Source organism: Mycobacterium colombiense, assembly GCF_003284935.1.
GTDB lineage: Bacteria > Actinomycetota > Actinomycetes > Mycobacteriales > Mycobacteriaceae > Mycobacterium > Mycobacterium arosiense_A.
Map to the genome: position 1 here is coordinate 1 of NZ_QMEV01000011.1, position 23,700 is coordinate 23,700.

The 23,700-nt window shown below is 66.6% G+C and carries 24 protein-coding genes and 1 tRNA gene; 12 read left to right on the forward strand and 13 right to left on the reverse strand.

Features of this window, described 5'->3' with window-relative positions; translation table 11 throughout:
• The 6 genes from DQP57_RS07730 to DQP57_RS07755 all read right to left on the reverse strand — a co-directional run.
• A partial coding sequence (locus DQP57_RS07730; RefSeq protein WP_133259227.1) for a serine/threonine-protein kinase occupies positions 1 to 915 on the reverse strand: 915 nt, incomplete at its 3' end.
• The gene (gene pbpA, locus DQP57_RS07735) at positions 912 to 2,390 is read right to left on the reverse strand and encodes a D,D-transpeptidase PbpA (protein WP_112632425.1); all 1,479 of its coding nucleotides are present in this window, start codon (positions 2,388 to 2,390) and stop codon (positions 912 to 914) included. The genes DQP57_RS07730 and pbpA, both read right to left, overlap by 4 nt.
• Positions 2,387 to 3,796, reverse strand: coding sequence for an FtsW/RodA/SpoVE family cell cycle protein (locus tag DQP57_RS07740; RefSeq protein WP_112632426.1), 1,410 nt, complete (start codon positions 3,794 to 3,796; stop codon positions 2,387 to 2,389). The genes pbpA and DQP57_RS07740 overlap by 4 nt, the downstream gene beginning before the upstream one ends.
• Complete coding sequence (locus tag DQP57_RS07745) at positions 3,793 to 5,301, reverse strand: PP2C family protein-serine/threonine phosphatase (protein WP_112632427.1); 1,509 nt, start codon at positions 5,299 to 5,301, stop codon at positions 3,793 to 3,795. Before DQP57_RS07745 ends, DQP57_RS07740 begins: the two co-directional genes overlap by 4 nt.
• Positions 5,298 to 5,765: an FHA domain-containing protein FhaB/FipA gene (locus DQP57_RS07750; protein ID WP_007771646.1), complete on the reverse strand. Its 468-nt coding sequence runs from the start codon at positions 5,763 to 5,765 to the stop codon at positions 5,298 to 5,300. The genes DQP57_RS07745 and DQP57_RS07750 overlap by 4 nt, the downstream gene beginning before the upstream one ends.
• A gap of 124 nt (positions 5,766 to 5,889) precedes the next feature.
• A complete protein-coding gene (locus DQP57_RS07755) occupies positions 5,890 to 7,527 on the reverse strand; it encodes a DUF3662 and FHA domain-containing protein (RefSeq protein ID WP_112632428.1) in 1,638 nt (545 codons plus the stop codon).
• Positions 7,528 to 7,780: 253 nt separating this feature from the next.
• On the opposite strand from DQP57_RS07755, the gene DQP57_RS07760 reads away from it, so the two are divergent.
• Positions 7,781 to 7,863: transfer RNA gene (locus tag DQP57_RS07760), tRNA-Leu, on the forward strand.
• 79 nt (positions 7,864 to 7,942) lie between these two features.
• On the opposite strand, the gene DQP57_RS07765 is transcribed toward DQP57_RS07760, so the two are convergent.
• Positions 7,943 to 8,302 carry a nuclear transport factor 2 family protein gene (locus DQP57_RS07765; protein ID WP_112632526.1) on the reverse strand — a complete coding sequence of 120 codons (360 nt, stop codon included), beginning with the start codon at positions 8,300 to 8,302 and terminating at the stop codon, positions 7,943 to 7,945.
• A gap of 33 nt (positions 8,303 to 8,335) precedes the next feature.
• Positions 8,336 to 8,833 (reverse strand): DinB family protein, encoded by a 498-nt coding sequence (locus tag DQP57_RS07770; RefSeq protein WP_112632429.1) that lies wholly within the window; start codon positions 8,831 to 8,833, stop codon positions 8,336 to 8,338.
• A gap of 314 nt (positions 8,834 to 9,147) precedes the next feature.
• Here DQP57_RS07770 and mbtM point away from each other — a divergent pair, with 314 nt between their 5' ends.
• The 4 genes from mbtM to DQP57_RS07790 all read left to right on the forward strand — a co-directional run bounded on the left by mbtM (position 9,148) and on the right by DQP57_RS07790 (position 13,929).
• On the forward strand, positions 9,148 to 10,710 hold the full coding sequence (gene mbtM, locus DQP57_RS07775) for a long-chain-fatty acid--ACP ligase MbtM (RefSeq protein WP_112632430.1): 1,563 nt from the start codon (positions 9,148 to 9,150) through the stop codon (positions 10,708 to 10,710).
• 469 nt (positions 10,711 to 11,179) lie between these two features.
• Positions 11,180 to 13,039, forward strand: a complete 1,860-nt coding sequence (locus tag DQP57_RS07780; RefSeq protein ID WP_112632431.1) for a hypothetical protein — start codon at positions 11,180 to 11,182, stop codon at positions 13,037 to 13,039.
• Positions 13,036 to 13,446, forward strand: a complete 411-nt coding sequence (locus tag DQP57_RS07785; RefSeq protein ID WP_112632432.1) for a hypothetical protein — start codon at positions 13,036 to 13,038, stop codon at positions 13,444 to 13,446. Before DQP57_RS07780 ends, DQP57_RS07785 begins: the two co-directional genes overlap by 4 nt.
• Before the next feature lie 60 nt (positions 13,447 to 13,506).
• The gene (locus tag DQP57_RS07790) at positions 13,507 to 13,929 is read left to right on the forward strand and encodes a hypothetical protein (RefSeq protein WP_112632433.1); all 423 of its coding nucleotides are present in this window, start codon (positions 13,507 to 13,509) and stop codon (positions 13,927 to 13,929) included.
• A 45-nt stretch (positions 13,930 to 13,974) separates the two neighbouring features.
• On the opposite strand, the gene DQP57_RS07795 is transcribed toward DQP57_RS07790, so the two are convergent.
• From DQP57_RS07795 to DQP57_RS07810, 4 genes are all read right to left on the reverse strand, one after another.
• Positions 13,975 to 14,304, reverse strand: a complete 330-nt coding sequence (locus DQP57_RS07795; protein ID WP_112632434.1) for a GNAT family N-acetyltransferase — start codon at positions 14,302 to 14,304, stop codon at positions 13,975 to 13,977.
• Positions 14,291 to 15,286, reverse strand: coding sequence for a pirin family protein (locus tag DQP57_RS07800; protein ID WP_112632435.1), 996 nt, complete (start codon positions 15,284 to 15,286; stop codon positions 14,291 to 14,293). The genes DQP57_RS07795 and DQP57_RS07800 overlap by 14 nt, the downstream gene beginning before the upstream one ends.
• A gap of 61 nt (positions 15,287 to 15,347) precedes the next feature.
• Complete coding sequence (locus DQP57_RS07805) at positions 15,348 to 16,730, reverse strand: acyl-CoA dehydrogenase family protein (RefSeq protein ID WP_112632436.1); 1,383 nt, start codon at positions 16,728 to 16,730, stop codon at positions 15,348 to 15,350.
• Positions 16,731 to 16,823: 93 nt separating this feature from the next.
• Complete coding sequence (locus DQP57_RS07810) at positions 16,824 to 17,240, reverse strand: WhiB family transcriptional regulator (RefSeq protein WP_112632437.1); 417 nt, start codon at positions 17,238 to 17,240, stop codon at positions 16,824 to 16,826.
• Positions 17,241 to 17,384: 144 nt separating this feature from the next.
• Between DQP57_RS07810 and DQP57_RS07815 the strand changes: the two genes are divergently transcribed.
• From DQP57_RS07815 to DQP57_RS07840, 6 genes are all read left to right on the forward strand, one after another.
• Positions 17,385 to 18,170, forward strand: coding sequence for a helix-turn-helix domain-containing protein (locus DQP57_RS07815; RefSeq protein WP_112632438.1), 786 nt, complete (start codon positions 17,385 to 17,387; stop codon positions 18,168 to 18,170).
• Positions 18,167 to 18,991, forward strand: coding sequence for a C40 family peptidase (locus DQP57_RS07820; RefSeq protein WP_112632439.1), 825 nt, complete (start codon positions 18,167 to 18,169; stop codon positions 18,989 to 18,991). Before DQP57_RS07815 ends, DQP57_RS07820 begins: the two co-directional genes overlap by 4 nt.
• Before the next feature lie 48 nt (positions 18,992 to 19,039).
• Positions 19,040 to 19,402, forward strand: a complete 363-nt coding sequence (locus DQP57_RS07825; RefSeq protein WP_112632440.1) for a DUF4226 domain-containing protein — start codon at positions 19,040 to 19,042, stop codon at positions 19,400 to 19,402.
• Positions 19,403 to 19,538: 136 nt separating this feature from the next.
• On the forward strand, positions 19,539 to 20,987 hold the full coding sequence (locus DQP57_RS07830; protein WP_112632441.1) for a DUF4226 domain-containing protein: 1,449 nt from the start codon (positions 19,539 to 19,541) through the stop codon (positions 20,985 to 20,987).
• Positions 20,988 to 21,037: 50 nt separating this feature from the next.
• Entirely contained in the window at positions 21,038 to 21,355 is a 318-nt protein-coding gene (locus tag DQP57_RS07835) for an ESX-1 secretion-associated protein (RefSeq protein WP_112632442.1), read from the forward strand.
• Positions 21,352 to 21,663, forward strand: coding sequence for a DUF2694 family protein (locus DQP57_RS07840; RefSeq protein ID WP_112632443.1), 312 nt, complete (start codon positions 21,352 to 21,354; stop codon positions 21,661 to 21,663). The genes DQP57_RS07835 and DQP57_RS07840 overlap by 4 nt, the downstream gene beginning before the upstream one ends.
• Positions 21,664 to 21,686: 23 nt before the next feature.
• On the opposite strand, the gene DQP57_RS26830 is transcribed toward DQP57_RS07840, so the two are convergent.
• Positions 21,687 to 21,830, reverse strand: coding sequence for a hypothetical protein (locus DQP57_RS26830; protein ID WP_165821772.1), 144 nt, complete (start codon positions 21,828 to 21,830; stop codon positions 21,687 to 21,689).
• A gap of 82 nt (positions 21,831 to 21,912) precedes the next feature.
• Between DQP57_RS26830 and DQP57_RS07845 the strand changes: the two genes are divergently transcribed.
• Entirely contained in the window at positions 21,913 to 23,661 is a 1,749-nt protein-coding gene (locus DQP57_RS07845; protein ID WP_112632444.1) for a DUF5631 domain-containing protein, read from the forward strand.
• Positions 23,662 to 23,700: the final 39 nt, after the last annotated feature.

A 23,700-nucleotide genomic window follows, 5' to 3' on the forward strand; every position in this document is an offset into this window, starting at 1 on the left:
GCTGGTGCGCCAGCAACTGGACGGAATGGCCGCCGGCGAAGCCCGGCCGGCAGGCGGTGTCGCGCTGGGCCGCGGCGGACGACGACCGGCGCGCACCGCCGACACGGCGTCGGCGAACGGGCCCCCGCTGCGATACCGCATCGCGGGGTTCTTCACCAGCGTGATCTCGATGAGTTCGCGCACGTTGGGCGGCAGCTCCGCGGGCAGCGGCGGCGGCGGCTCCTTGATGTGCTTCATTGCCACCGTCAGCGCGCCGTCACCGGTAAACGGCCGCTTACCCGAAACAACTTCGTAGCCAACGACTCCCAGCGAGTACACGTCGCTGGACGGGGTGGCGTCGTGACCCAGCGCCTGTTCGGGCGCGATGTACTGGGCGGTGCCCATCACCATCCCCGTCTGGGTCACCGGTGCGGCATCGACGGCCTTGGCGATACCGAAGTCGGTGATCTTCACCTGGCCGGTCGGGGTGATCAGGATGTTTCCCGGTTTGACGTCGCGGTGCACCAGGCCGGCGGCGTGCGCCACCTGCAGAGCGCGACCGGTCTGTTCGAGCATGTCCAGCGCGTGCCGCAGCGACAGCCGGCCGGTGCGCTTGAGCACCGAGTTCAGCGGCTCGCCGTTGACCAGCTCCATCACCAGGTACGCGGTCCGGCCTTCCCCGTCGAGCTGGCTTTCGCCGTAGTCATGGACGGCGGCGATGCCGGGGTGGTTGAGCATCGCGGTGGTGCGTGCCTCGGCGCGGAACCGTTCGATGAACTCCGGGTCCTGGGAGAACTCCTGCTTGAGCACCTTGACCGCGACGCGCCGGCCCAGCCGGCTATCCACCGCCTCCCACACCTGACCCATGCCGCCGGTGGCGATCAGGCGCTGAAGGCGGTATCTGCCTGACAGCGTCACACCAACTCGCGGGCTCATGGTCCTCCCTGTAGCGCAGCCTGGATCACAGCCCGTCCGATCGGCGCGGCGAGTGCACCCCCCGTCGCGGACAGGCGGTCGGCGCCATTCTCCACCAACACCGCCACCGCGACCTTCGGGGTCTGTGCGGGCGCGAACGCGATGTACCACGCGTGCGGCGGGGTGTGCCGCGGATCGCTGCCATGCTCTGCGGTACCAGTCTTCGATGCGATCTGCACGCCGGGAATGGCCCCTTTCTGCTGTGCGACCTTCTCGGCGCCGACCATCAGCTCTGTTAGCTTAGCGGCGACCTGCGGCGACACGGCGCGCCGCTGCTCATACGGGGCCGTGGTGCTGATGGTGGTCAGGTCGGGCCCCTTGAGGCTGTCGATCAGGTAGGGCTGCATCGTCACCCCATCGTTCGCGATGGTCGCGGCGATCTCGGCGTTCTGCAGGGGCGTCATAGCGACATCCTTCTGGCCGATGCTGGTCATTCCCAGCGCCGCGGCGTCCGGAATGATCCCGATGGTCGATTCCGCGACCTGCAGCGGGATGACACTGGGCGTGCTGTCCAGCCCGAACGAGTGCGCCATGTTGCGCAGCGCGTCGGATCCCGTGAGCATTCCGAGCTGGACAAACGCGGTGTTGCAGGACAGCGCGAAGGCCTGCTGCAGCGACACCGTCGGCTCGCTTCCACACGGTTCCCCACCGTAGTTCTCCAACGATGCGGTGCTGTTGGGTAGCGGAATCGAGCGCGCGGCCGTCAGCTGCTGGGTGTCGGACGCACCGGCCTGCAGCGCCGCCGCGGTGGTGATGACCTTGAAGGTGGATCCGGGCGGGTAGGTCTCCGAGATGGCGCGGTTGGTCAGCGGATTGTTCGGGTCATCCCGCAACTTCTGCCACGCCTGGGCTTGCACCTCGGGGTCGTGCGACGACAGCAGGTTGGGGTCATACGACGGCGACGACACCATCGCCAGGATCCGGCCGGTCGACGGCTCGAGGGCGACGACGGCGCCCTTGCAAGGCGGACCGCCGCAGCCCTGCTGCATCGCGTCCCAGGCGGCCTGCTGCACCCGCGGCTTGATCGTGGTGTCGACGTTCGCGCCGCGCGGATCGCGACCGGTGAAGAAGTCGGCCAGCCTGCGCCCGAACAACCGCTCGTCGGAGCCGTTCAAGAGCGGATCCTCGGCACGCTCCAGGCCGGTACTGGAATAGCGCAGCGAGTAGAACCCGGTGACCGGCGCGTACACCGCGGGGTTGGGGTAGACGCGCAGGAAGCGGTAGCGGTTGTCGGTGGCGGCCGAGTAGGCCAACAGCTGGCCGCCGGCCACGATCTGGCCGCGCTGGCGCGAATACTCGTCGAGCAGGACCCGCTGGTTGCGCGGGTCGGCACGCAGCGAGTCGGCGGCGAAGACCTGCGTCATCGTGGCGTTGATCAACAGCAACACGATCAACGCCATCACGGTCACCGAGATCCGGCGCAGGGAGGCGTTCATACTTTCTCGATCACCTCGGTGCCGGCCGCCGCGATCGACGGCTCGTTGCGTGCGCGGGTACGCAAGGGACGACGGGCGCTGTGCGAGATGCGCGCCAGGATGGCCAGCAGCACGTAGTTCGCCAGTAAGGACGAGCCGCCGTAGGACATCCACGGGGTGGTCAACCCGGTGAGGGGAATGAGCTGGGTTACCCCGCCGACGACGATGAACAGCTGAAGGGCCAGCGTCGACGCCAGCCCCGCGGCGAGCAGCTTGCCGAAGCTGTCGCGGGTGGCGATGGCCGTGCGCAGGCCGCGCACGATGACGATGGTGTAGAGCATCAAAATGCTGGCCAGGCCCACCAGCCCGAGCTCTTCGCCGAACGCGGCGATGATGAAGTCGGTCGAGGCGGCGGGCACGGTGTCCGGCTGACCGTTACCGAGGCCGGTGCCGAAGATGCCGCCGGTGGCGAAGCTGAAGAGCGACTGGACGATTTGGTAGCCGCTGCCGTCGGGGTCGGAGAACGGATCCCACCACATCTGCACCCGCACCCGAACGTGGGCGAAAATGTAATACGCGACAACGCTTCCCGCGACGAACAGCACCAGGCCGATGCCTACCCAACTAAAGCGTTGGGTGGCAAGGTAGACCACCACCAGAAACGACGTGTAGAGCAATAGCGAAGTGCCGAGGTCTTTTTCGAAGGCCATCACGCCGACGGAGATCACCCACGCCGCCAGCAGGGGCGCGAGGTCGCGGGGACGGGGCAGCGTCAGTCCCATGAAATGCTTACCGACGCTGGTGAAAAGGCCCCGCTTGGCGATCAGCACCGCGGAGAAAAAGATCAGCAGCAGAATCTTGGAGAACTCGGCGGGCTGAATTGAGAAGCCGGGCAAGCGAATCCAGATCTTGGCGCCGTTCTGTTCGGACAGCGATGCCGGCAGCAGGGCGGGGATCACCAGGAAGATCAGACCGACCAGTCCGCAGATGTAGCCGTAGCGCGCCAGCTGCCGATGGTCTTTCAAGAACGTGACCACCAGAGAGAACGTCACTACGCCGATCAGGGTCCACAGCATCTGCTGGGTCGCGCTGGGGTGGTGCCGGCCGCTGAGCTGATTGGTGACCAGATCGAGCCGGTGAATCATCACCAGGCCAAGTCCGTTGAGCAACGCCACAATTGGCAGCAGCAGCGGATCGGTGTAAGGCGCGAAGCGCCTGACGGCCATGTGTGCCGAGCCGAAGACGACGAGAAACACCAGCCCGTAGCTGATGGCGGTCCAGTGCAGGTTGCGCTCTTGGTTGGCTTCGACTATCAGCAGCGCGGCGACGGTGATCAGTGAGGCGAAGCCCAGAAGCAACAACTCGGCATTGCGCCGGGTGGGCAACGGGGGGGTGACCGCGACCGGCGGCTGGAGTTGTGTGGTCATGCCACCGTCCGGCAATCGATGCCCGGTTGTGGTGGCGGCCCGGGAAGCGCGGTGACTGTCTGCGACGTGGTCGTCGGACCTGCCGGCGCAGAGTTCGCGGGGCCGTTGGCGCTCGTGCTCGGTGCGGGAATGGCGCTCGAAGAGCTGGTCGTCGGTGGTGCCGGTGCTGCTGTGGTGCCGGATTCTGGTGTTCCGCTGCGGGGGGTGGATGATGCGGGCGGCGACGTGGCGCGCGGGGGCGGACAGATCGGCAGCAGATACTCGGCCAGCAGTTGCCGCAGTTGCGATTCGGCCTGGTCCAGGCTGCCGCCCGGCAGCCCGGTTTGCACCTGAACCTGTCCTGGCCGGCGCAGGTCTTGCGGCGTCATCAGCTGGCAACTGGAATGGCCGCCGGTCTGCCCGTAGCTGACCAGGGACAGCTCGTTGCGGGTGTTGAGGCAGCCCACCAGGTAGGGCTGCTGCAACGGCACACCCAGCAGCGTGCCCTGAATGCCACGGACGATGGAGATCTTGCCGCTGTATTCCGCGACGTAGTAGTTGCGTTGGATGACCCACCATCCGACGGTGAGGCCGGCGAATACCACTAGCACCGCCAGCGCGACCGCGAAGAACATCTTCCGCCGCGACCAGCGCGGCCGGTTCGGTGTTTCCGGTTGCGGCGCAACGCGTTTGGCGGACTCATCGCGCGGCCGGATCGCAGAGGCGCGTCCGGCGGAAGTGTTCGGCAGGGTCATCTGATCCTCGTCGCCGGACACCGCGCCGGCGAGGATCGGCTGGGTCTGCCCGTAGTCGTAGTCGACCACGTCGGCGACCACGACGGTCACGTTGTCCGGGCCGCCGCCGCGCAGCGCCAACTCGATGAGCCGGTAGGCGGCCTCGGCCACGTCGGGGATCTGCAGCGCCTCGAGAATGGTTTCGTCGCTCACCGGATCCGACAACCCATCGGAGCACAGCAGATAGCGATCGCCCGCGCGCGCCTCGCGCATGGTCAACGTCGGCTCCACCTCGTGACCGGTCAGCGCCCGCATGATCAGCGACCGCTGCGGGTGGCTGTGGGCCTCTTCCCGAGTGATCCGGCCTTCGTCGACCAAGGTCTGGACGAACGTGTCGTCCTTGGTGATTTGAGTGAGCTCGCCGTCGCGCAGCAGATAGCCCCGCGAGTCACCGATGTGCACCATCCCGATGCGGTCGCCGGCGAACAGGATCGCGGTGAGGGTGGTGCCCATCCCCTCCAGCTCGGGTTCGGCTTCGACCTGCGCGGCGATGGCCGCATTGCCGGAGCGGACCGCGTCGTCGAGCTTGGCCAGCAGATCGCCGCCCGGCTCGTCGTCGTCGAGGTGGGCCAGCGCGGCGATCACCAGCTGGGATGCCACCTCACCGGCGGCGTGGCCGCCCATGCCGTCGGCCAGCGCGAGCAGTCGCGCGCCGGCATAGACCGAGTCTTCATTGTTGGCGCGTACCAGGCCGCGATCGCTCCGCGCGGCATACCGCAGGACCAGCGTCACGGGCGCAACTCGATCGCCGTTTTGCCGATCCGAATCGGCGTTCCGATTGGAACTCGTACCGCAGTCGTCACCTTCGCCCTGTCAAGGTAAGTACCGTTGGTCGATCCTAGATCCTCGACGTACCACTCCGAGCCGCGCTGAGACAGCCGGGCGTGCCGCGTCGAGGCGTAGTCGTCGGTGAGCACCAGCGTGGAGTCGTCGGCCCGTCCGATCAGTACCGGCTGTCCACTGAGGGTGATGCGTCCGCCCGCCAGCGCCCCTTCGGTGACCACCAGATAACGGGCCGCATGCCGGCGCTGACGAGAAGGCAGCAGCGTGCTGCGCAGTGCCAACCCCCGTCGCACCATGACAGCACCGGTGGGCGCGTAGATGTCTGTCCGAAGGATTCGCAGTACGGACCAGATGAATACCCACAGCAGCATTAAAAACCCGGCGCGCGTCAGCTGCAGTACCAGTCCCTGCATCTGGCGTCCTTTCCGTCCTAGCGTCGCATCCCTAGTGCCCGTGACTCCGAGCAGATCGGCTACGTCACGATACTTGGACGGCGGTCGACACGGGGCGAAGCACGGCAGCGTTAAGCCCAGTGGCTTAGTGGATCCGGACGATGATCTCCGAATGGCCCAAGCGGATCACGTCGCCGTCGGCGAGCTGCCACTCCTGGATTGGTGCGTTGTTCACCGTGGTGCCATTGGTCGAATTCAGATCCGAGAGCAGCGCGACCTGTCCGTCCCAGCGGATCTCGAGGTGACGCCGTGACACGCCGGTGTCGGGCAACCGGAACTGAGCGTCCTGGCCGCGCCCCACGATGTTGGAGCCCTCGCGGAGCTGGTAGGTGCGACCGCTGCCGTCGTCGAGCTGCAGAGTGATCGTGGTCCCGCCGGCCCCATAGCCGCCTTGGCCGTAGCCGCCGTAACCACCCGCCTGCTGGCCGTAGTCGGCGGGCTGACCGTAGTCGGCCTGCTGGCCGTAGTCCGCCGGCTGCCCGTACTCCGCCTGCTGGCCGTACTCGTACTCGGGGCTGGCCGCCTCGGGGTAGCCGCCGGCCTGACCGCCGTACGTGCCGCCCTGCGCGTGCTCGGAGTACTGGGTGTACTCGCCGGAGCCGTAGTCCTGGCGGCCGTATCCCCCGCCCTGCTGGTAGCCCTGGTCGTAGCCACCGCCCTGCTCGGGATAGGCGGGTCGTTGTTCTGGCGGGGCGTAACCGCCCTCGTCCTGGCGGGCCGGACCACGACCGTAATCGCCGTATCCGCCGTAGCCCTGCTGACCGCCACCCTGCTGACCGCCGGGGGGCCCGTAGCCGCCGCCTTGGCGGTAGCCCTGGTCGTAACCCTGGCCGCCGTAACCGCCGGGGGCGGGCGGACGCTGCTCGTATGACTGCGGGTAACCGCCCTGCCCCTGCTCGGGGTAGCCGCGCTGATCTTGGTAGCCCTGCTGAGGGGGATAGCCGCCCTGCCCTTGCTGGTCGGGATAGCCGCGCTGTTCTTGGTAGCCCTGCGCCGGCGGGTAGCCGCCGTGCCCCTGCTCGGGGTAGCCGCCCTGCTCCGGGTAAGCGCCCTGGTCGGGGTGTCGGGGCGGCGGGTAGCCCTGCTGAGGCGGATAGCCCCCCTGCTCGGGCGGATATCCGCCCCGCTGGTCGGGTGCGCCCTGCTGGTCCGGGCCACCACGTGCCTCGTCCTGGGGACGCCCATAGCGGTCGTCGTAGTACTCGTCGCCGGGGCGCCCTGGCCCCTGAGCCCCGCGGTAGCCAGAATTGTCAGTCATTGCTGCTACTCCTCGTTCTTCGCCGAACGCATTATTTGATTGTGGCCGGACGGGATCGTCGACCGTCGGGCGGGGCTGGACATCAGGGTTGACAGCACCGCGGGCGCGGTACTGGCCGGTGTGCAGGTTCGTCGACTGCTCGAACCGGACGACCACCTCACCATACGTTTGCCACCCCTGTTCGTGGATGTAGTCAGCCAAGTACCTCGCGAAAGCGCTCGACGTGAGATCCGGATCGGCGCTCACCTTCTCGAAGTCGTGCATACCGAGGGTAATGATGTATTCGTTGGGGGCCAAAAGGCGATTTCCGTGAAGCTGCTGCACGCCGTCACGCGCTTCGCGGCATAACAGGGCTTCGACCTCTTGGGGAACGACCGATCCACCGAATACCCGGGCGAAGGCATTGTCTACCGTCGCCTCGAGTTTGCGCTCGATGCGCGCGACCAGCCCCCGTTGGCTACCCATGTCCTACCGTTCGTGTGCACTTGCCATGAGGTATTGCCGGTGGACGGCAAACGAATCACCCCGGTGCTGAATCACTCCCGCATGGTATCGGGACATCGTGTCGCCGCGGCACTTTCGAAATCGTGAGAACTGCATCGGCCCAGTTCAGAGCGATGCGGGCGGACCGGTGCGCAGCACGCGACGGTGTACGGGCCCACTGCGGCGGTTCGGGGATCGGGCCATTAGAGTGATATGGTCCATCGGTTGTTTTTCCGGGCGAGTGGCGGAATGGCAGACGCGCTGGCTTCAGGTGCCAGTGTCCTTCGGGACGTGGGGGTTCAAGTCCCCCTTCGCCCACACTGAGCGGTTCTACGAAAGGTCACGGCCTCGCAAGAGGTCGTGACTTTCGTGTTTGTGGGAAAGGCTTCTCGCCCTGCTATGGGTCGACGACGTGGTAGGTGCCGCGGCCCTCGATGACCGCGTCGCCGGCGAAGGTCAGGATCTCGTTGACCAAGTTCCCGCTCTGGTTGCGGTAATTGATGACGATCGTGTCGACGCCTTGGTAGACGCCTTCGACGGTGAACCGGAGTCCGGGGATGCGTGCGACGGCCTCGGTCCAGTACCGCCGTAGGGCGTCCTTACCGCGAACGACGCCGCCCGTCGCCGGGAGGAGCTCGGCGGCTACCGGTGACGTGAACACGACGTCGTCATGGAAGTCGGCGAGTACTGCTTCGACGTCATGGGCGTTCCAATTGCGCACCCATCGTTCACTGAACTCGACGGCATCGACATTCATGCTCTGCACCGTAGCGGCGGGGTCCGGCGCGGCTCAGAGTTGATGGCGGATGTCGAGAAGGTGGTGCTGCAGTTCGTGCGCGGTGTGGACGGCGACCCAGCGCAACGACCGCTCGCTGGTCTTGGGATAGTGATAGACGACCGTGCGATCCCAGTCCGTGGCGGAGAGCCGAAGGAGCACATTGCCGAATAGTGCTGCGGCGTCGGTGAGTTGGCGCGCGACCGCGGCGGGGTCCTGTTCGTTGTAACCCTCGTGTTCAGCACGCTCTTCGCGGCCCATCGGCACGCAGTCGGCCCCGTTGTGCCGCCGGGCCGCGAGCACTCGTTCGCGCTGCACCAGCAGCACATCCCGCAGATGGCACGCGTACTCCAGCGGGGACCAGACGTCGGGACGCGGACGCCGCCGCACGTGGACCCCTTTATTGCACAGGAGCGCAACAACTTCGGCGGCCTGGGCGCGGATGTCGTCGGCAGCGGCTGTGGCGCGCCGCAGGTCATAGGTGAATCCGCAGCTCGCGCAGGGGTCTGTCACCTGATCATCCTTGCAGCCCGCGCATCTGCGCAGAACACTTGTCCTGGCGGCGCCGGAGCAGGGACCACGAAACGTGTTGCAGCGCTACCCATTAGGCGACTGCGCGCGGGTCGCCGGGCCACATCGGCCGCGACGGTGAGACAACCCACACTTTGCAATTAGGGTAGCCTTACCTAAATCAGCGCGGTATGGTCCCGACATATGACTTTCGCCAATCCCCCTGTGCCCCGCGCCGTTGACGAGCAGTCGATCAGCGCCCCGACGCACCAATACACAAGTGCGACAGCCGATTTAACGGACGCTGAGGTTAGCGCATGAACGTGCTTGCCGCCGCGATGCGTGAGGCGATGACCCGGTCACCGCATGACTTGATGGTGTTGGACAAAGACACGGACGCATGGTCGGCGTGTCCGTGGCCCGAAGTCCATGGGATCGCCGAAAGCGTCGCTACGCGGCTGCTGCAGCAGGATCACGTCGGCGCCGTGGGGCTGGTCGGCGAGCCGACCGTCGAGCTCGTCGCCGCCATTCAGGGCGCGTGGCTCGCGGGCGCGGCGGTATCGATCCTCCCGCGCCCGCGGCGCGGCGCCGACCCGTCCGAGTGGGCGCACAGCACCTTGAGCCGGTTCAGCGGAATCGGCGTCAGCGTCGTCCTCAGCCACGGGGCCACCTTGCGCATTCTCGCCGATGCCGAGTCCGCCTTGACCGTCTGCGACCTCGGCGAGGCCGGACGCACCCGGACATCGAACACCCTTCAGGGAACGCAGGATTCGGCGTTCGCGATCCTTCAGGGGACGGCCGGCTCGACCGGCGATCCCCGCACGGCCGCCCTGTCGCCCGCCGCCGTGTTGAACAACATGCGGGGCATCGCCGACCGGCTACGGCTCGACGGCTCGTACGACCGCGGATGTTCGTGGCTGCCGATCTATCACGACATGGGCTTGGCCTTCGTCCTCAGCTGCGTTCTGAGCGGGATGCCGTTGTGGCAGGCGCCGACGGGCGCGTTCTCCGCCGCACCGCTGCGCTGGGCGGAATGGCTGTCGGCCAGCGCGGCGACGTTCACCGCCGGACCGAATTTCGGGTACGCCACGCTCGGCCGCTTCTCGGGCCGCGTGTCGGACGTCGACCTGGGACCGCTTCGGATCGCGATCAACGGGGGAGAACCCGTCGACTGCACGGGATTCCAGCAGTTCGCGACGGCGATGGCGCCGTTCGGCTTCCGGGCATCCGCGTCGACTCCCGCCTACGGGATGGCCGAGTCGACGTGCGCCGTCACGATGCCGGAACCCGCAACGGGATTGCGCATCGACGAGCGCACCGAATCCGGGAGACGCCAAACGTACGCCGTGTTGGGCCGCCCTGTTCCCGGCATGGAGCTGCGAATCAGCCCGGGCGAGAACACGTCTGACGATCGGATCGGGGAGGTCGAGGTCCGCGGAACCTCCATGATGACCGGCTATTTCGGCGATTCCAGCTCCCCCGCTGGTCTCGATGAGGGCTGGTTTCGCACGGGAGACATCGGCTACCTGGTCGACGGCGAGCTGGTGATCTGTGGGCGCTCGAAAGAGGTCATCACCATCGCCGGCCGCAACATCTTCCCCACCGAAATCGAACAGGTAGCAGGCCAAGTCGACGGTGTACGGCAAGGCGCGGTGGTTGCGGTGGGGTCCGAATCCGGGCCCGCCCAGTCCCGGTTGCTAATCGCCGCGGAGTTTTTGGGTTCGGACCACGATGTGACCCGAAGCGCGGTCATCAAACGGGTCATCTCGGTGTGCGGCGTGACCCCGGCCGACGTCGTCTTGATGCCGCCGGGATCGCTGCCCCGCACCTCCTCGGGCAAGCTCAGGCGACTCGAGGTGGGCCGGCAGCTTGCCACCTGAGGCAGGCGGCGTCGTGACGACCGGCGTGGCGGCAGCCGCACTCCCCCGTGAGCTCACGGATATCTCCGAGGCCGTCCGCACCGTTCCACCCTCCGCCGATACCGGAATTGCTGTCGCCGAGCAAGATTCGCGTCACCGATCCCGACGGAGCAGATGTATTTGGAGATCTACCGGCCCGCCAAGGATTCCATCGCCCGCGTTAGGACAGCCATCCATACGATCTCGACTGCACGGCGTGACGTAAGCGGATCGCACTGTCATCGCCGCTCGCGGTGCGGGTCAGCGCCTAACCCGTGCTCCGTGACCCGCGACGCCGGGTGAATTGACCAGCGTGCCTTGATCAGTACGCTTACGTGCAGCTCAGGAGGTCGGGAATGGGTATTGACGTCGAATGCTCGTCTCCGACGCGAATGCACGCCCGACCGTTCCGCCGTGAGACGCAAAACCCTAGCTAGGCATCTACGGTGTCATGGGACTTCCCTACATAGATGAGCGGGCGCTGGTCGCCGAAGCTGGCGGCGACCCCTGGGCGATTAACGCGAGCCTGCAGGCTGGCAGCCCGTTGCATATTTCGAATCTCGCCGGTGCCTTCCATCGCGCGGGCCGATGCACCGCGGAGTCTGACAACGCTTTCCAGCAAGCCCGCACCCGCTTCGAAGCCGCCTGGAATCACCAGGACGGCGGTCATCCGATCAACGACTCCGAAGAAGTCCAGCGGGTGGTGAAATCTCTTGGAGCGCAGTCGTTGCAGCTACCCAAGATCGCTGCGGACCTCGAGAACATCGCCGCGGCGTTGGCCGACGCCCAAAAGGCAGGCTCAGCGCGGATCGCGGCGTTGGACGCGCAGTTGAAGAGCATCTCGGACTCAATCGCGCAGGCCGTCAACCTGTTGAACAACGACAAAAGCCTCACCGCCGCGGACAAGGATGCAGTGCATGCGTTCATCAACACATGTGAAGACGACGCCCTCCGGGACACCAAGGCGGCGCTAGCTGCACTGCAGTCAATTCGCAACGGCTACTCCGACGGCCTTAAGAAGTCGCTGGATAGCCTGCATGCCGAAGGGTATGACGGCGCGCCCCTCCACGGAGCCGACGCTGACGGTGTCGCCCCGCCGTCTCCCGCCCAACAAGCCGCACTGGCGGAGATCCGCCAAGTCACCAAACAGGCGGTGGCGGACCAACTGGCCAAGGTACGCGCTGCGCGGGACGCTCTCAATAAGGCCGCGGCCGACACGTACACCCACGGCCCCGGGTCGCCGGAAGCCGAGGCCGCCAATGCCAGGCTGCCCAAGCTCAAGGACGATCTGGCGAAGGCTCTCGACGACCTGCGCAAGATACCCGACTACACCGCCATCGATCCCGCGTCGGTGAGCATCACCCCCGACGGGCATTTCATGTTCACCTATAACGACAAGGGACAGCCCGTACAGGTAATCGGTCAGCTCAAGAACGGAACGGGCGAGTTCTTCGACCAGGCCACCGGCACCTACTACAGCTTCAACGGCGGCAAGTTGACCGGCATGCGCACACCGGATCCCGGGCAAGTGGAAGCCACCCCCGAACCGCTATGGACCGCTATCACCCTGGCGGTCGGGGGGCCGGGGCTGAAGGCTGGCGGGGAGGCGCTTTTACAAGGCGCGAAGGCGCTATTCGGTCGAGAAGCGTTTGAGGGCCTGACGTCCGAAAGTCTGACGGCCAGTGGCATGAGCGGGCCAGAGTTGCGTGCCGCCCTGGCCGAGGCGGATCTTCCCCCGCACGGCGCACCTGGGATTGGAGGTGAACCCGTCCCCGGCACGCATCCTCTTGAGCCGCCTCCGGTCGAGCACGCTCCGCCGGCCGCCGATGCACCCGTCGACCATGCGCCAGCTGGGCCTCACGCACCTGTGTTGCCCGACAGCCCGCCACCCATTGCGATTGACCCAGCGCATCCGGAATTCATCCTCGACGACCCCCTGCGCTACATGCCGCCCGAGTTGCGAGCGCTATCTGAACAGCATCTGACCGGCAGCGGCGAAACCGTCCTCGGACCATTCCAACCGGAGAACGGAGGCCCCTCCTACATCGACGTCGCACGCGACCACAATGCCAGTTATTTTGATCTCGGCGATGCGTGGTATTCATTCACACCCACTGAGCAACTGGCTGCCAATCAGCATGTATTGGATGTCGCGATCGCAAACCGGGACACTATTACACTGTCAGTACCATATGACGAGATCAAGCCCAACACCTTCACTGCTGCCGAGATCCAATATCTCAAAAACCACGGCTATCAAAGGATCGGCGACTCTACCTTTGTTCCACCACAATTGGGAGGTAGGCGATGAGGACCCTATTAGAGTTTTACCTTAACTACTTCGATTTCTTGTACCTCGACCCGCGCTACCGGATTACAAATTCGAAGACAGGGAACGCCACCATCAATGGCTCATTGACCGTGACGGGACCAATTATCACGTGGCTGGTGGTCAACGACCGCGGACAGATGCAAATCTCACTAGCGCCCACGTGCCTTGCGTTGCCGCGAAACTGGTTTTGGGTCTCGCTCATCAAGCAATATATCAACCATGAACCCGAAATCGAGTACCTCTCCGCGACCGATGAAGTTGAGTGGATGCGCCAGAACGCCACTCGTGTCGAAGAGCTTTTCTGCAACGCGTCTACAGTGGCGAACGTGTGTGAAGAATTGAAGGAGTTGAGACGCGCTAATGCAGACAAATATTGGTCACAATAGCCTGAGGACGGGCCTGGCCAGATCCGACCTGTTGTCTCGCACAAATAGGATCCGGAGAAAATGAAGACATTGCTGGAGTTCTTCATTGAAAACTTCGGGTTCTTGTATGTGGACCCCCGCTACCGCATTACAGATTCGGTCACGTCCGGCATACCCACAATCAACGCCGGCCTGAATCTGACGGGCCCACTTCTCAGCTGGTCTTTAGACAACGATCGAGGAATCCTGGGGTTTGCCGTCGCACCGACTGAACTGGCAGGCTCACCGGACAACTGGTTCCGAATATCGCTCATTCGACAGCACCTCGACGACTACGACGAGCTGAACCGTGCAGACCCCGTGGAAAAGGCGACGTGGACTCGCACCAACCTCGCCCGCATCGAAGAAATGTTCTCTTCAGCTAACGCGCAAAGGTCGTGCGAAGAGTTAATCGCCCTGCGAAAGGCGCAGGCGGATAAGTACTTCGGCCCGCCCATTACGTAGCCCTGCACACGCTACACCAATGCACCTCGCCGCTTAGCTCCGCGCCTACGAGCGCACCCACCGCGAGATCTCGGGAGTGACCGGATCGGTGATGTCGTCGAACTCGGGATGTTTCTTGAGCACCGTGCCGATCATCGAGCACACCGGAACGATCCGCTTGCCCTCGTCGCGCGCCTCGTTGAGCGCCTGCTCGACAAGGATCGTCGCGAGCCCACGCCCGCCATACGCCGGATCGATTTCGGTGTGGTAGAACACGCGCTGATCGCCGCGATCGGCAAAATCGGCCAGCCCCACCGTTTTACCATCGACGGCGATCGTGTACTTGCCGTCCTCGAGGCGAACCGTGGCTTCGGCGCCGGTCTTATCGGTTGTCATCTGTACTTCCCTCTCTGTGCGGTACTTGCCGTGGCCGCAGCCGTGCGGTCGGCAGCGGTGGAGCGGGCAGCCGGGCGAGTGCTCCCCGGTAGCCCCGGACGGCGCCGAATCGGTCGTCGGCGTCCTCCCACTGTTGTCGGTAGCCGACGATGTCCTCGTGGCTGCGTCCGACGAAGTTCCACCACATCACCAGCTCCTCGGTAAATGGCGCGCCGCCGAGCAGCAGCACCCGCGCGCGCCTCTCCCCCGCGTTGCGCACCTGCAGCTGCGCCGGCCCGGGGCTTCGATACGCCAATTCGGCGATCGTCAGGCCTGTCCCGTCCACGTGCACAGCCCCGGAGTCACACAGCACCCCGTGCTCGAAGGTCGGGTCAACGTCGATATCCAGCGTAGTCCCGGCGTCGAGATCGATCTGGGCGCCTAGTAATGGCGTGAATGTCGGTACCGGCGAACGACTTCCGGTCAGCTCACCGAGGAAGACCCGAACCTGCGCGCCGGGCAACGCGACTGGCGTGGGCACGTAATGGGTGAAATCCCGCCCGGCGTCGCGGCCGGATGCGGGTAGGGCGACCCAGAGCTGGACACCGTGCAAGGGGGCGCCGGACTCCGCCGATACCTCCGAATGGCAGATGCCAGCCCCGGCGGTCATCAGATTCAACTCGCCGGGCCGAACCGCCGCATGAACGCCAGCGCTGTCACGGTGCTCCACTTCCCCACTGAACAACCAGCTGACGGTCTGTAGTCCCGTGTGCGGGTGCGGCGGTACATCCATGCGCGCGGCCACCGGGCCGTAGTGGTCGATGAAACACCACGCGCCGACGAGTGAACGCTGCCGTTGCGGCAGCGTGCGTTGCACCCGAATCGCCCTCGGGCCGCCCAACGGCACCTCGCGCGGCTGCAGCACGTGCACCAGCGGCGGGGCGTCACGCTGTGGTGAGGCGGCGCAGGCGAGTTCGGCCGGCGCGACCTCTAGGTTGCTCATCGTCCACCCTCCGTCGCGGGGCCCGCAAGCAGCGCCGTCATCCGCGACCGTACCCGGCGCCCTACTTGCGCGGGGGCCGCAGCACCTTCATCGCCAACCGCATGATCGGCTCGGGCACCCGATCCTTCATCGACAGCGCGCTATCGGCGGCCCGGGATCGCAAGGGCGTGCCGCGCCCGAATACCCGGTTCAACGGTCCGCCGGACGGCTCGAGCACCACATGCAGCGGCGGGGTCCCGACGGCGGCACCCAGCGCGTTGGAGATGACCATCCGCTGGATCTCGCTGGTCCCCTCAAAGATGGTGTACAGCTTGGCATCCCGATACCATTTCTCGACCGGATGGTCGGTGATGTAACCCCAGCCGCCCATGGTCTGGATGGCGCGTTCGGTGGCCATGACCGCGACTTCGCTGGCGGCCATCTTCGACATCGAACCCTCGCCCCGCTCGAAGGGAACGTTGTTGGCCGCCATCCACGACGCGCGCCAGGTGAGTAACCGGGCGGCGTCGATCTGGGTGGCCAGCTCCGCCAGCGGGAAGGAGATGCCCTGATTGTCGATGATGGGGCCGCCGAAGGCCTCGCGCTCGGTGGCATACGCGGTGGCGTATTCGAGTGCCGCGCGCGCGATGCCGATCGCCTGGGCGGCGACCATGGGCCGCGTCTGCTCGAAGGTGCCCAACGTCGCTGAACCGGACCGCTTGCCGCCCGCCACCACTTCCCTGGCCTTGGCGAGCTTGTGGTCGAGCTTCTCTTGTCCGCCAAGGAGATTGGCTCCCGGAACGCGCACCCCCTCGAAGGCCAATTCGGCGGTATGGGAGGCTCGGCAACCCAGCTTGTCCAGCTTGCGCACCAATTTCAGGCCGGGCGTGCCGCCGGGCACGACGAACAATGCCTGACCCCGGTGGCCGAGCTCCTCGTCGACCACGGCGTTGACCACGTGCACGTTGGCGATGCCGCCATTGCCGATCCACATCTTGTGGCCGTCGATGATCCAGTCGTCGCCGTCGCGGCGCGCGTGGGTGCGCAGGTTGCGCACGTCGCTGCCGCCCTCGGGCTCGGAGATGGCCAGCGCGGCGAGCTTGAGATCCCCTGGCGTGCCGAAACATTCAGGGGCCCACTCCAGCATCTGTTCGGGGGACGCGGCCTGCCCGATCGCCGACAGTGCCAGCGCCGGCATGACGATGGCCAGCCCGATCCCGGCGCAACCCCAGAACAGCTCCTCCATGAACATCGGTAGGGAGATGCCGGTTGGATCACCGATGAGATCGCGGTAAAACAGCGGGCTGTAAAAGCCGCGCCGCGCCGCCTCCTCCAGCACCGGCCACGGGAACTCCTGCCGCTGGTCGTACTCGAGGGCTACCGGGCGGATGCATTCTTCGGCGAACTCATGTGTGCGCCTGGCAAGGTCGTGTTGTGCGGCCGTCGGGGTCAGGTCGAACGTCATGGGTGCGCCTCTGGGTCGACAGACTGGTCTTGCCGACCCCGACTACCCCGTTGACCGGCTCAGCAAACTGCGCGCCGGGGTGCCGCCGAAATGTCAGGCGGCCGAACGAGGTTTGACTTGCGCCAGCGGCAGGTGCAGCACCACCGCGGGCACCGCGACGGCCTCGTGTTCGTGGCGTGCCAGCAGCGCGGCGTTCTCGGGCAGCTGCCGGGCATTGATCTCGCCGGAAGCGATGCGTCGCAGGACCTCGTGCGCCTGGGCCAACTGTTCACGCTTGCGGTATTGGCCGCCCGGCAGCTTCACGCCGGCCCACACGCCGTACTCCTCGCGGTGCGCGATGGCATGCGCGGCGCACCGGCGCTGTTGTGCCAGCGGGCAGCGGCGCAGGCATTGGATCCGCGCCTCGGTGGCCGACCGCTCGTATGCGCGCGCCTTCGCGGCGCCGTCACCACCGTCGTCGTCGGGGTAGCCGAACCACAGTTCCGGGTTGGCTGCGCAGGGGTGTCCCATGTCGGTCTCCTTGTCGAGCGTGAAACGTAGATAGAAGCGTATACAGAGCGGCGGGCAGAACGCAAGAGAAACGTGACAGAAACGTATAAACCTATAACCGGGAGCCCGGCTGTGTAATATCCGGCCCATGGCGGGGAGCGTGCGGTGACCCGTGAGTCGGCCGGGGCGGCTATCCGCGCGCTGCGTGAATCGCGCGATTGGTCGCTAGCGGATCTCGCCGCCGCGACCGGCGTCAGCATCATGGGGCTGAGCTTTCTGGAGCGTGGCGCCCGCAAGCCCCACAAAAGCACAGTTCAGAAGATCGAAAACGGCCTCGGTCTGCCGCCGGGCACCTACTCCCGGCTGTTGGTGGCCGCCGATCCGGACGCCGAACTGGCGCGGTTGATGGCCGCCCAGCCGCCGGCCCCGATGCCCGCGCGGCGCAGCGGACCGGTGGTGGTCGACCGTCACAGCGACACGGAAGTGCTGGAAGGCTACGCCGAGGCACAGCTCGATGCGCTCAAATCCGTCATAGATCGATTGCCGGCGACAACATCAAACGAATATGAGACGTATATTCTGTCTGTGATCGCGCAGTGCGTGAAGGCCGAGATGCTGGCCGCCAGCTCGTGGCGGGTGGCGGTGAACGCCGGCGCCGACTCGACCGGGCGGCTGATGGAGCATCTGCAAGCCTTGGAGGCCACGCGTGCGGCGCTGTTGAAGCGGTTGCCGAACAGCCTGAGCGCCCGCTTCGACCGGGCGTGCGCACAGTCGTCGCTGCCGGAGACCGTCATCGCCGCCCTCGTCGGCGTCGATGTCGACGAGATGTGGGACATCCGCAATCGGGGAGTGATCTCGCCCGGCGCCCTCCCCCGCGTACGCGCCTTCACCGATGCCGTCGAGTCGAGACAAGAGGGTGCAAGCCAGGACGACAACGAGGGATCATCATGAGTCACAGCGACCTCGAGGCGCTGAGCAGGGCCCACCAACTATTTGCCGGCCGCACCCAGCCGTCGTCCCTGGACACCGCCGCCGGGCACTACCGCAACGTGTTGCTGCGAGCCGGCCGGCTGGGCAACACGATGGCGCACGGCGGCTACCAACTCGCGGTCGATCACAGCCGGCAACGCCTGGCGGAGGCAGCGGGCACCGACGCCGCGGTCACTGACGTCATCGCAGGCGCGCACCGTGACCGAGCACAGGCCGGCGCTCTGACTCGGACCGTCCTGGACGCGGCCCTCGCCGATGCTGCCACGACGCCGTCCACGCCATTGGCCCAGCGAGAGGCGATGCGGCGCCGCGCAACTCGGCTGCGAGCGCAGCGGGCCCATGTCTTGTCGGCCCGCGTGCGTGCGCGACGGCGCCACGCGGAACTGCTGGCCTTGCGCTATCGGCTGCGGCGGCTCGGGATCTCGGGGCTGCGCGGCGTGCAGGCCGACCGCGCCGCGTTGGCGGTGCGGGCGGCACTGTCCCGGTTGGGGCGACCGTACGTCTGGGGCGCGACCGGACCCGACCAGTTCGACTGTTCCGGCCTGGTTCAGTGGAGCTATGCGCAGGCCGGTATCCACCTGGATCGCACCACCTATCAGCAGATCAACGAAGGGATCCCGGTGTCCCGCTCTCAGGTGCGGCCCGGCGATCTGGTGTTTCCGCACGCCGGGCACGTGCAGCTCGCCATCGGGAACAACCTCGTCGTGGAGGCGCCCTACTCGGGGGCCTCGGTGCGAATAAGCCGACTGGGCAACAACGTTGCGATCCGCAGGCCGATATGACAAACCGAGACCGCCCGGCACCGCGGGCACGACGAAAAGGGTGAGCCGATGCCGGAACAACCCGGACCTTCGTTAGAGGCCGTCGAGGCGCGGCGCTCGGCACTGGCGAGTCAGCACGGCGCCGCATCCGAAGCCGACCGTTTGCTGAACGAGCTGCTGACCAGCGCTCACGACGCGGCGCGCGAGAGCGTCAGGCGACTGGACTCCATCGCCGAACAGATCGACCACGCGACCGTGCACCAGGCGGACCTCGCCCTCGATACACCCATGGGGGCCCGCGAGTTTCAGAAGTTCCTGATGGCCAAGCAACGCGAGATCGCCTCGGTCGTGGCCGAGGCGCGCGAATTCGGCCAGGCCAAAAAGGCTGTACTACAGAGCCTTCGGGCCCAGTACACCGCGGAAAACGGCTAGCCGGAACCAGTCCACACCCGTCCAGCACACTGAATTGTCACCAGCTATGCCCCTGAGTACCGTCGCCCGACATGGAGGGGTCGCGTCGTTTCCCGCAGCAGCGTTCGAGCAGACTGCGCCGCCGCCTGCCGGACTGATGTCCGCGTATGACGACCTGCTCGCCGCGGTCAAATATGTGCGAGACCGCACCGGTGATCCGAACGCATGGCAGACGGGATTGGCGCCGCAGGAAGTGACCGCCGTAATCACCCCGGCCACCCGCCCCGAACAACTCGAGGCGATCTTGCGCAAGATCCGCCAACAGCACGCGGACGTCTTCGGCGTCACAACAACGACCAACCCGCCCGCCGAGAACGCGTTACCGCCGGATCGCGAGTCAGGCGAAGCGGCGGATGCCATCGCGCACGCCGAAGCCGCTCTCGCACAACAGAACTCGGCCAGCTCACAACTGGACATGCAGGTGGTCTCGGCCATCCTGAACGCGCACCTGCGTGCGGTCGACGGCAGAGACGCGCTGACCAGGTTGCAACACGAGACCGAAGCAGCGGTGCGGACCAGGTCCGACCTGGACACGCCGGCGGGGGCGCGCGACTTCCAGCGGTTCCTCATCGGCAAGCTCCGAGATATCCGCGAGGTCGTGCTCAACGCCAGCCTGGACGACACGTCAAAGTCAGCGCTGATGGCCGCCTGGACATCGCTGTATGACGCCTCCAAAGGCGACGCGAAGGCGCCAGGCGAGCAACCGGGCGCGGCGGTGGCCGTCGGCGATGCACCGGCGGGCGGAGTGCCCGAGGATCCCGGCGCCGAGTGGGATCCGCTGCTGGACTCCTTGTTCGGCGACGACGACGGACTGCTAGGCGGCGATGTCCCGGGACCGGATCCTGCCGCCGGCGCCGCGATGCCCCCCGCCCCGCAGCAGCCGAGCGCACCGGCCATGCCCACCTTCGGTGGCGGGTCGCTGCCGGGTCTGGGTTCGGTGCCCGCATCCATGGCCGGTTGGGAAGGGCCCGGCGGTCTTCCGCTCTCCGGATTGCGCGGCGCCGACGGGGCCGACCCGGCTCTGGAAGAACTGGCCGACGACGACCTGCCGGACGCCCAAGACCCGGATCCGAGCGCCCAGGACGCCTCGAACGACGCCGGCGACGGGACCGACGACGGGCCGGACTCGCCGCCGGAAGAGCCGGCGGCCGGTCCCACACCGGTGACCCTGCCCGACGGCGAGACGATCACCGCCGCCAGCCCGCGGTTGGCCGCCGTGATCGAGGCAGCCGTCAACGGCACCCCGATAGCGGACGCCTTCCAACAGCAGGGAATGACCATCCCCGCACCGGGAACCGCGGTTTCCAACCCCATCGATTCCCTGCAGGTAAGCCCCGGTGATATCGGAATGTTCACCGATCGTCACGCGTTGGCCCTCAGCCCTGGCAAGGCGCTCCTCGATGGCCAAATTCAACACATCGGCACCGTGAGCGGCCCGAGCTTCCTAGGCTGGGAGCATCCGCCGGCGGCGACCGCGGCACCAGCGACGCCGGCCAAGCCTGACCCACCGACACCTACCCGGCCGGCGACCTCGTCGACCACCTGACAACAATGAACCCACCGGCAGCGCCGGCGGTCGTCAACAGGAGACAGCGGATGGCAGATTCGATCCATGTAGTGCCTGCGCACCTACGTCAGGCTGCCGCGCACCACCAGGACACCTCGGAGTATTTGCGTACCGTCCCGTCGTCGCACGCCGCGATCCAAGAGAGCCTCGATTCACTCGGGCCGATCTTCGGCGAACTGCGGGACGCGGGTCGCGAGCTGCTCGAACTGCGACGCCAGTGTTATGAGCAGCAAGCCGCCGACCACGCCGATTTGGCCGACAAACTGACCGATTCGGCGGCGATGTGGGAACAGCACGAGCAGGAGTCGGCAGGGAAGTTCGGTGACATCGTCGACCGCGGTCGATGACCGACGCTAATCCCGCTTTCGACACCGTTCACCCAAGTGGACACATCCTCGTCCGCTCCTGCCGCGGCGGCTACATGCACAGCGTCGCGCTGAGCGAAGAGGCGATGGAAACCGATGCCGAGACGCTGGCGCAGGGCATTCTGCTGACCGCCGACGTCTCTTGCCTCAAAGCGTTGCTGGAAATTCGCGACGAGATCGTCGCCGCGGGGCACACGCCGTCCGCGGAGGTTCCGACTCCCCGGGATCTCGATGCGGCCATCGAGAAGTTGCTGGCGCACAAACTGCGTCGCCGCAGCGGCGCGGTTTAGCGACCCTCAGCCGAGCTGCCGCCCTAGCGCAGCCACGGCTTGGCGACGCTCGGATCGGGCGCGATGCCGGTGGGCGGCTCTACTGGATTGGGGCCGAACAACTCTCGTGCGCGAGCCAGCAAGGAGCGCACCTCGTCGAGTTGCTGCTGCAGTGCAGAATCAGCCATGTCCTCACGCTACCCAGGGCCGTGTGGCCGCACAATTCACTGACCGCACAAGTCGTTGGCCGGGTCCCGGTACGCTTAGCCGGTGGCGGTCTTCGGTCGGATGTCGGCGCGCCAGCGCCTCCGGAGAGCTACCCGGGAATCCCTGGCGATGCCGGCTTTCAGCTCTCCTATCGACTGCACCCCGTGGGTGACAGGCGGGTTGTGGCCTGCCGAATTGTCGACGGTGACGGCCGAAACGGCAACCCTCGCTGAACATCTCAAGGCCGATCTGCAACGAATTGCGCACGCCGCCAACGACGAACTGAAGCTACTCAAGCGCGCCGGCATGGCCGAACCGTCGCGCCAGGCGGCGGAGGCACGGGTCATCGAAGAGGCCCGTGCCCGCGCGGTGCGCCGAGTCGAATCGACGATCCGCTACCTGCATACGGTGCAGACCGGGGCCCGATCCCCCGCTCCTCCCCCGCCGCGGCCTCAGGCGTCCCACCCGGACCTGGACAAGACGCAGGTGCTGCCGACAGTCCGCAAGGACAAAGCCGCCCCCGAAGCGCCCGCGCCGGGCCGACCAGAGCCGACACCGCCGGAAAGAAGGTGGCGTCGTCGAGAGTCCGTGGTCGAGCCCGATCCCGGAAGCGATTCGTCGCCGACGGCTGGGCGGGAACCCGCCGACGTGTCCCACCTCGACGAGACACAAGTCATCCCGGTGATCCGGGCCGAGCCGGTTCTGCCGGCGCCGCCGGAGCCTGCGCCCGAGCCGGCCTCGGACCAGGCCGACTCCGGCCGACACCACGCGGTGGTCGAACCGTCCACCGAGAGGAACGAACCGGAGGCGCCCAGCGAGCCGGCCACTCCCGCGGACGCGGCCGCCGACGTAGCCCATCTTGACGAGACGCAGGTCATTCCGGTGATCACGGAGCCCGAGCCCGAGCCCGAGCCGGAGCCCGAGCCCGAGCCGGTGCCCGAGGTGCCGGTGCAGCGTGCGCCCGAGCCGGCACCGGATCAGGCCGACTCCGGTCGCCACCACGCGATCGTCGACGAGCCGGTCACCGCCAGGGCGGGGCCCGAGGTGTCCCGGCAAGAGGTCGCAGCCGCTGTCATCCCCGACGCGACTGACACCCCCGCGCCCGCCGAGCCCGCGGCTGCCGAGCCCGCGGCCGCCGAGCCCGAGACGGCCGCCTTCGCCGCCGTCCGACCGCCCGACGAAAAACCTTTGCCGCCAAAGAGATTCGACGATCAGCGGCTGAACCGGCTGCTCGAATTCGTGGTGCGCCAGGAGCCGCGCCTCAATTGGGCAATCGGAGATCGCGCCGACGGCACCACGATTCTGGTCACCGACCTCGCGCACGGGTGGATCCCGTCGGGCATCAGCCTTCCCGCGGGCGTTCGGTTGCTGGAACCCGAGCCCCGCAGCGGCCGGGTGGCCGCACTGATCGGCGAAACCGCCCGCGTCGTCACTTACACTCCCGGTGATTCGCTGCGCCGCTCGGCCGACTTCGCTGCCACCCGATCGTCGGTGGAACCGCGCGCGCTCCCCGTCATCGACGACTTGGCGAACGTGCTGAGTGCGGCCATCCGCGGCCGTGACGACCTGCCCAAGATCGTGCCCCGCTTGGCACAAGCCGCCGCTGCGGGAACCGTCGTCGTCGACCAGGAGGTCGACGTGCTGCGGGTCCATCTCGATACCGCGCGTTACCAGCTGCTCGTTCAGTATCCGAACGTCAATTCGGCGTTGCTGCTCAAGTGCCTGTTGATGGCCGCCACCGAGGGCATCGCCAGCGGCGACTCGGTGTCCGCCAATTACCACCTCGCCTGGTACCAAAAGCTGGTCGCGTAACCGTCCGACAGTTTGCCCGTGCACCTGTTCGCGTCTGAA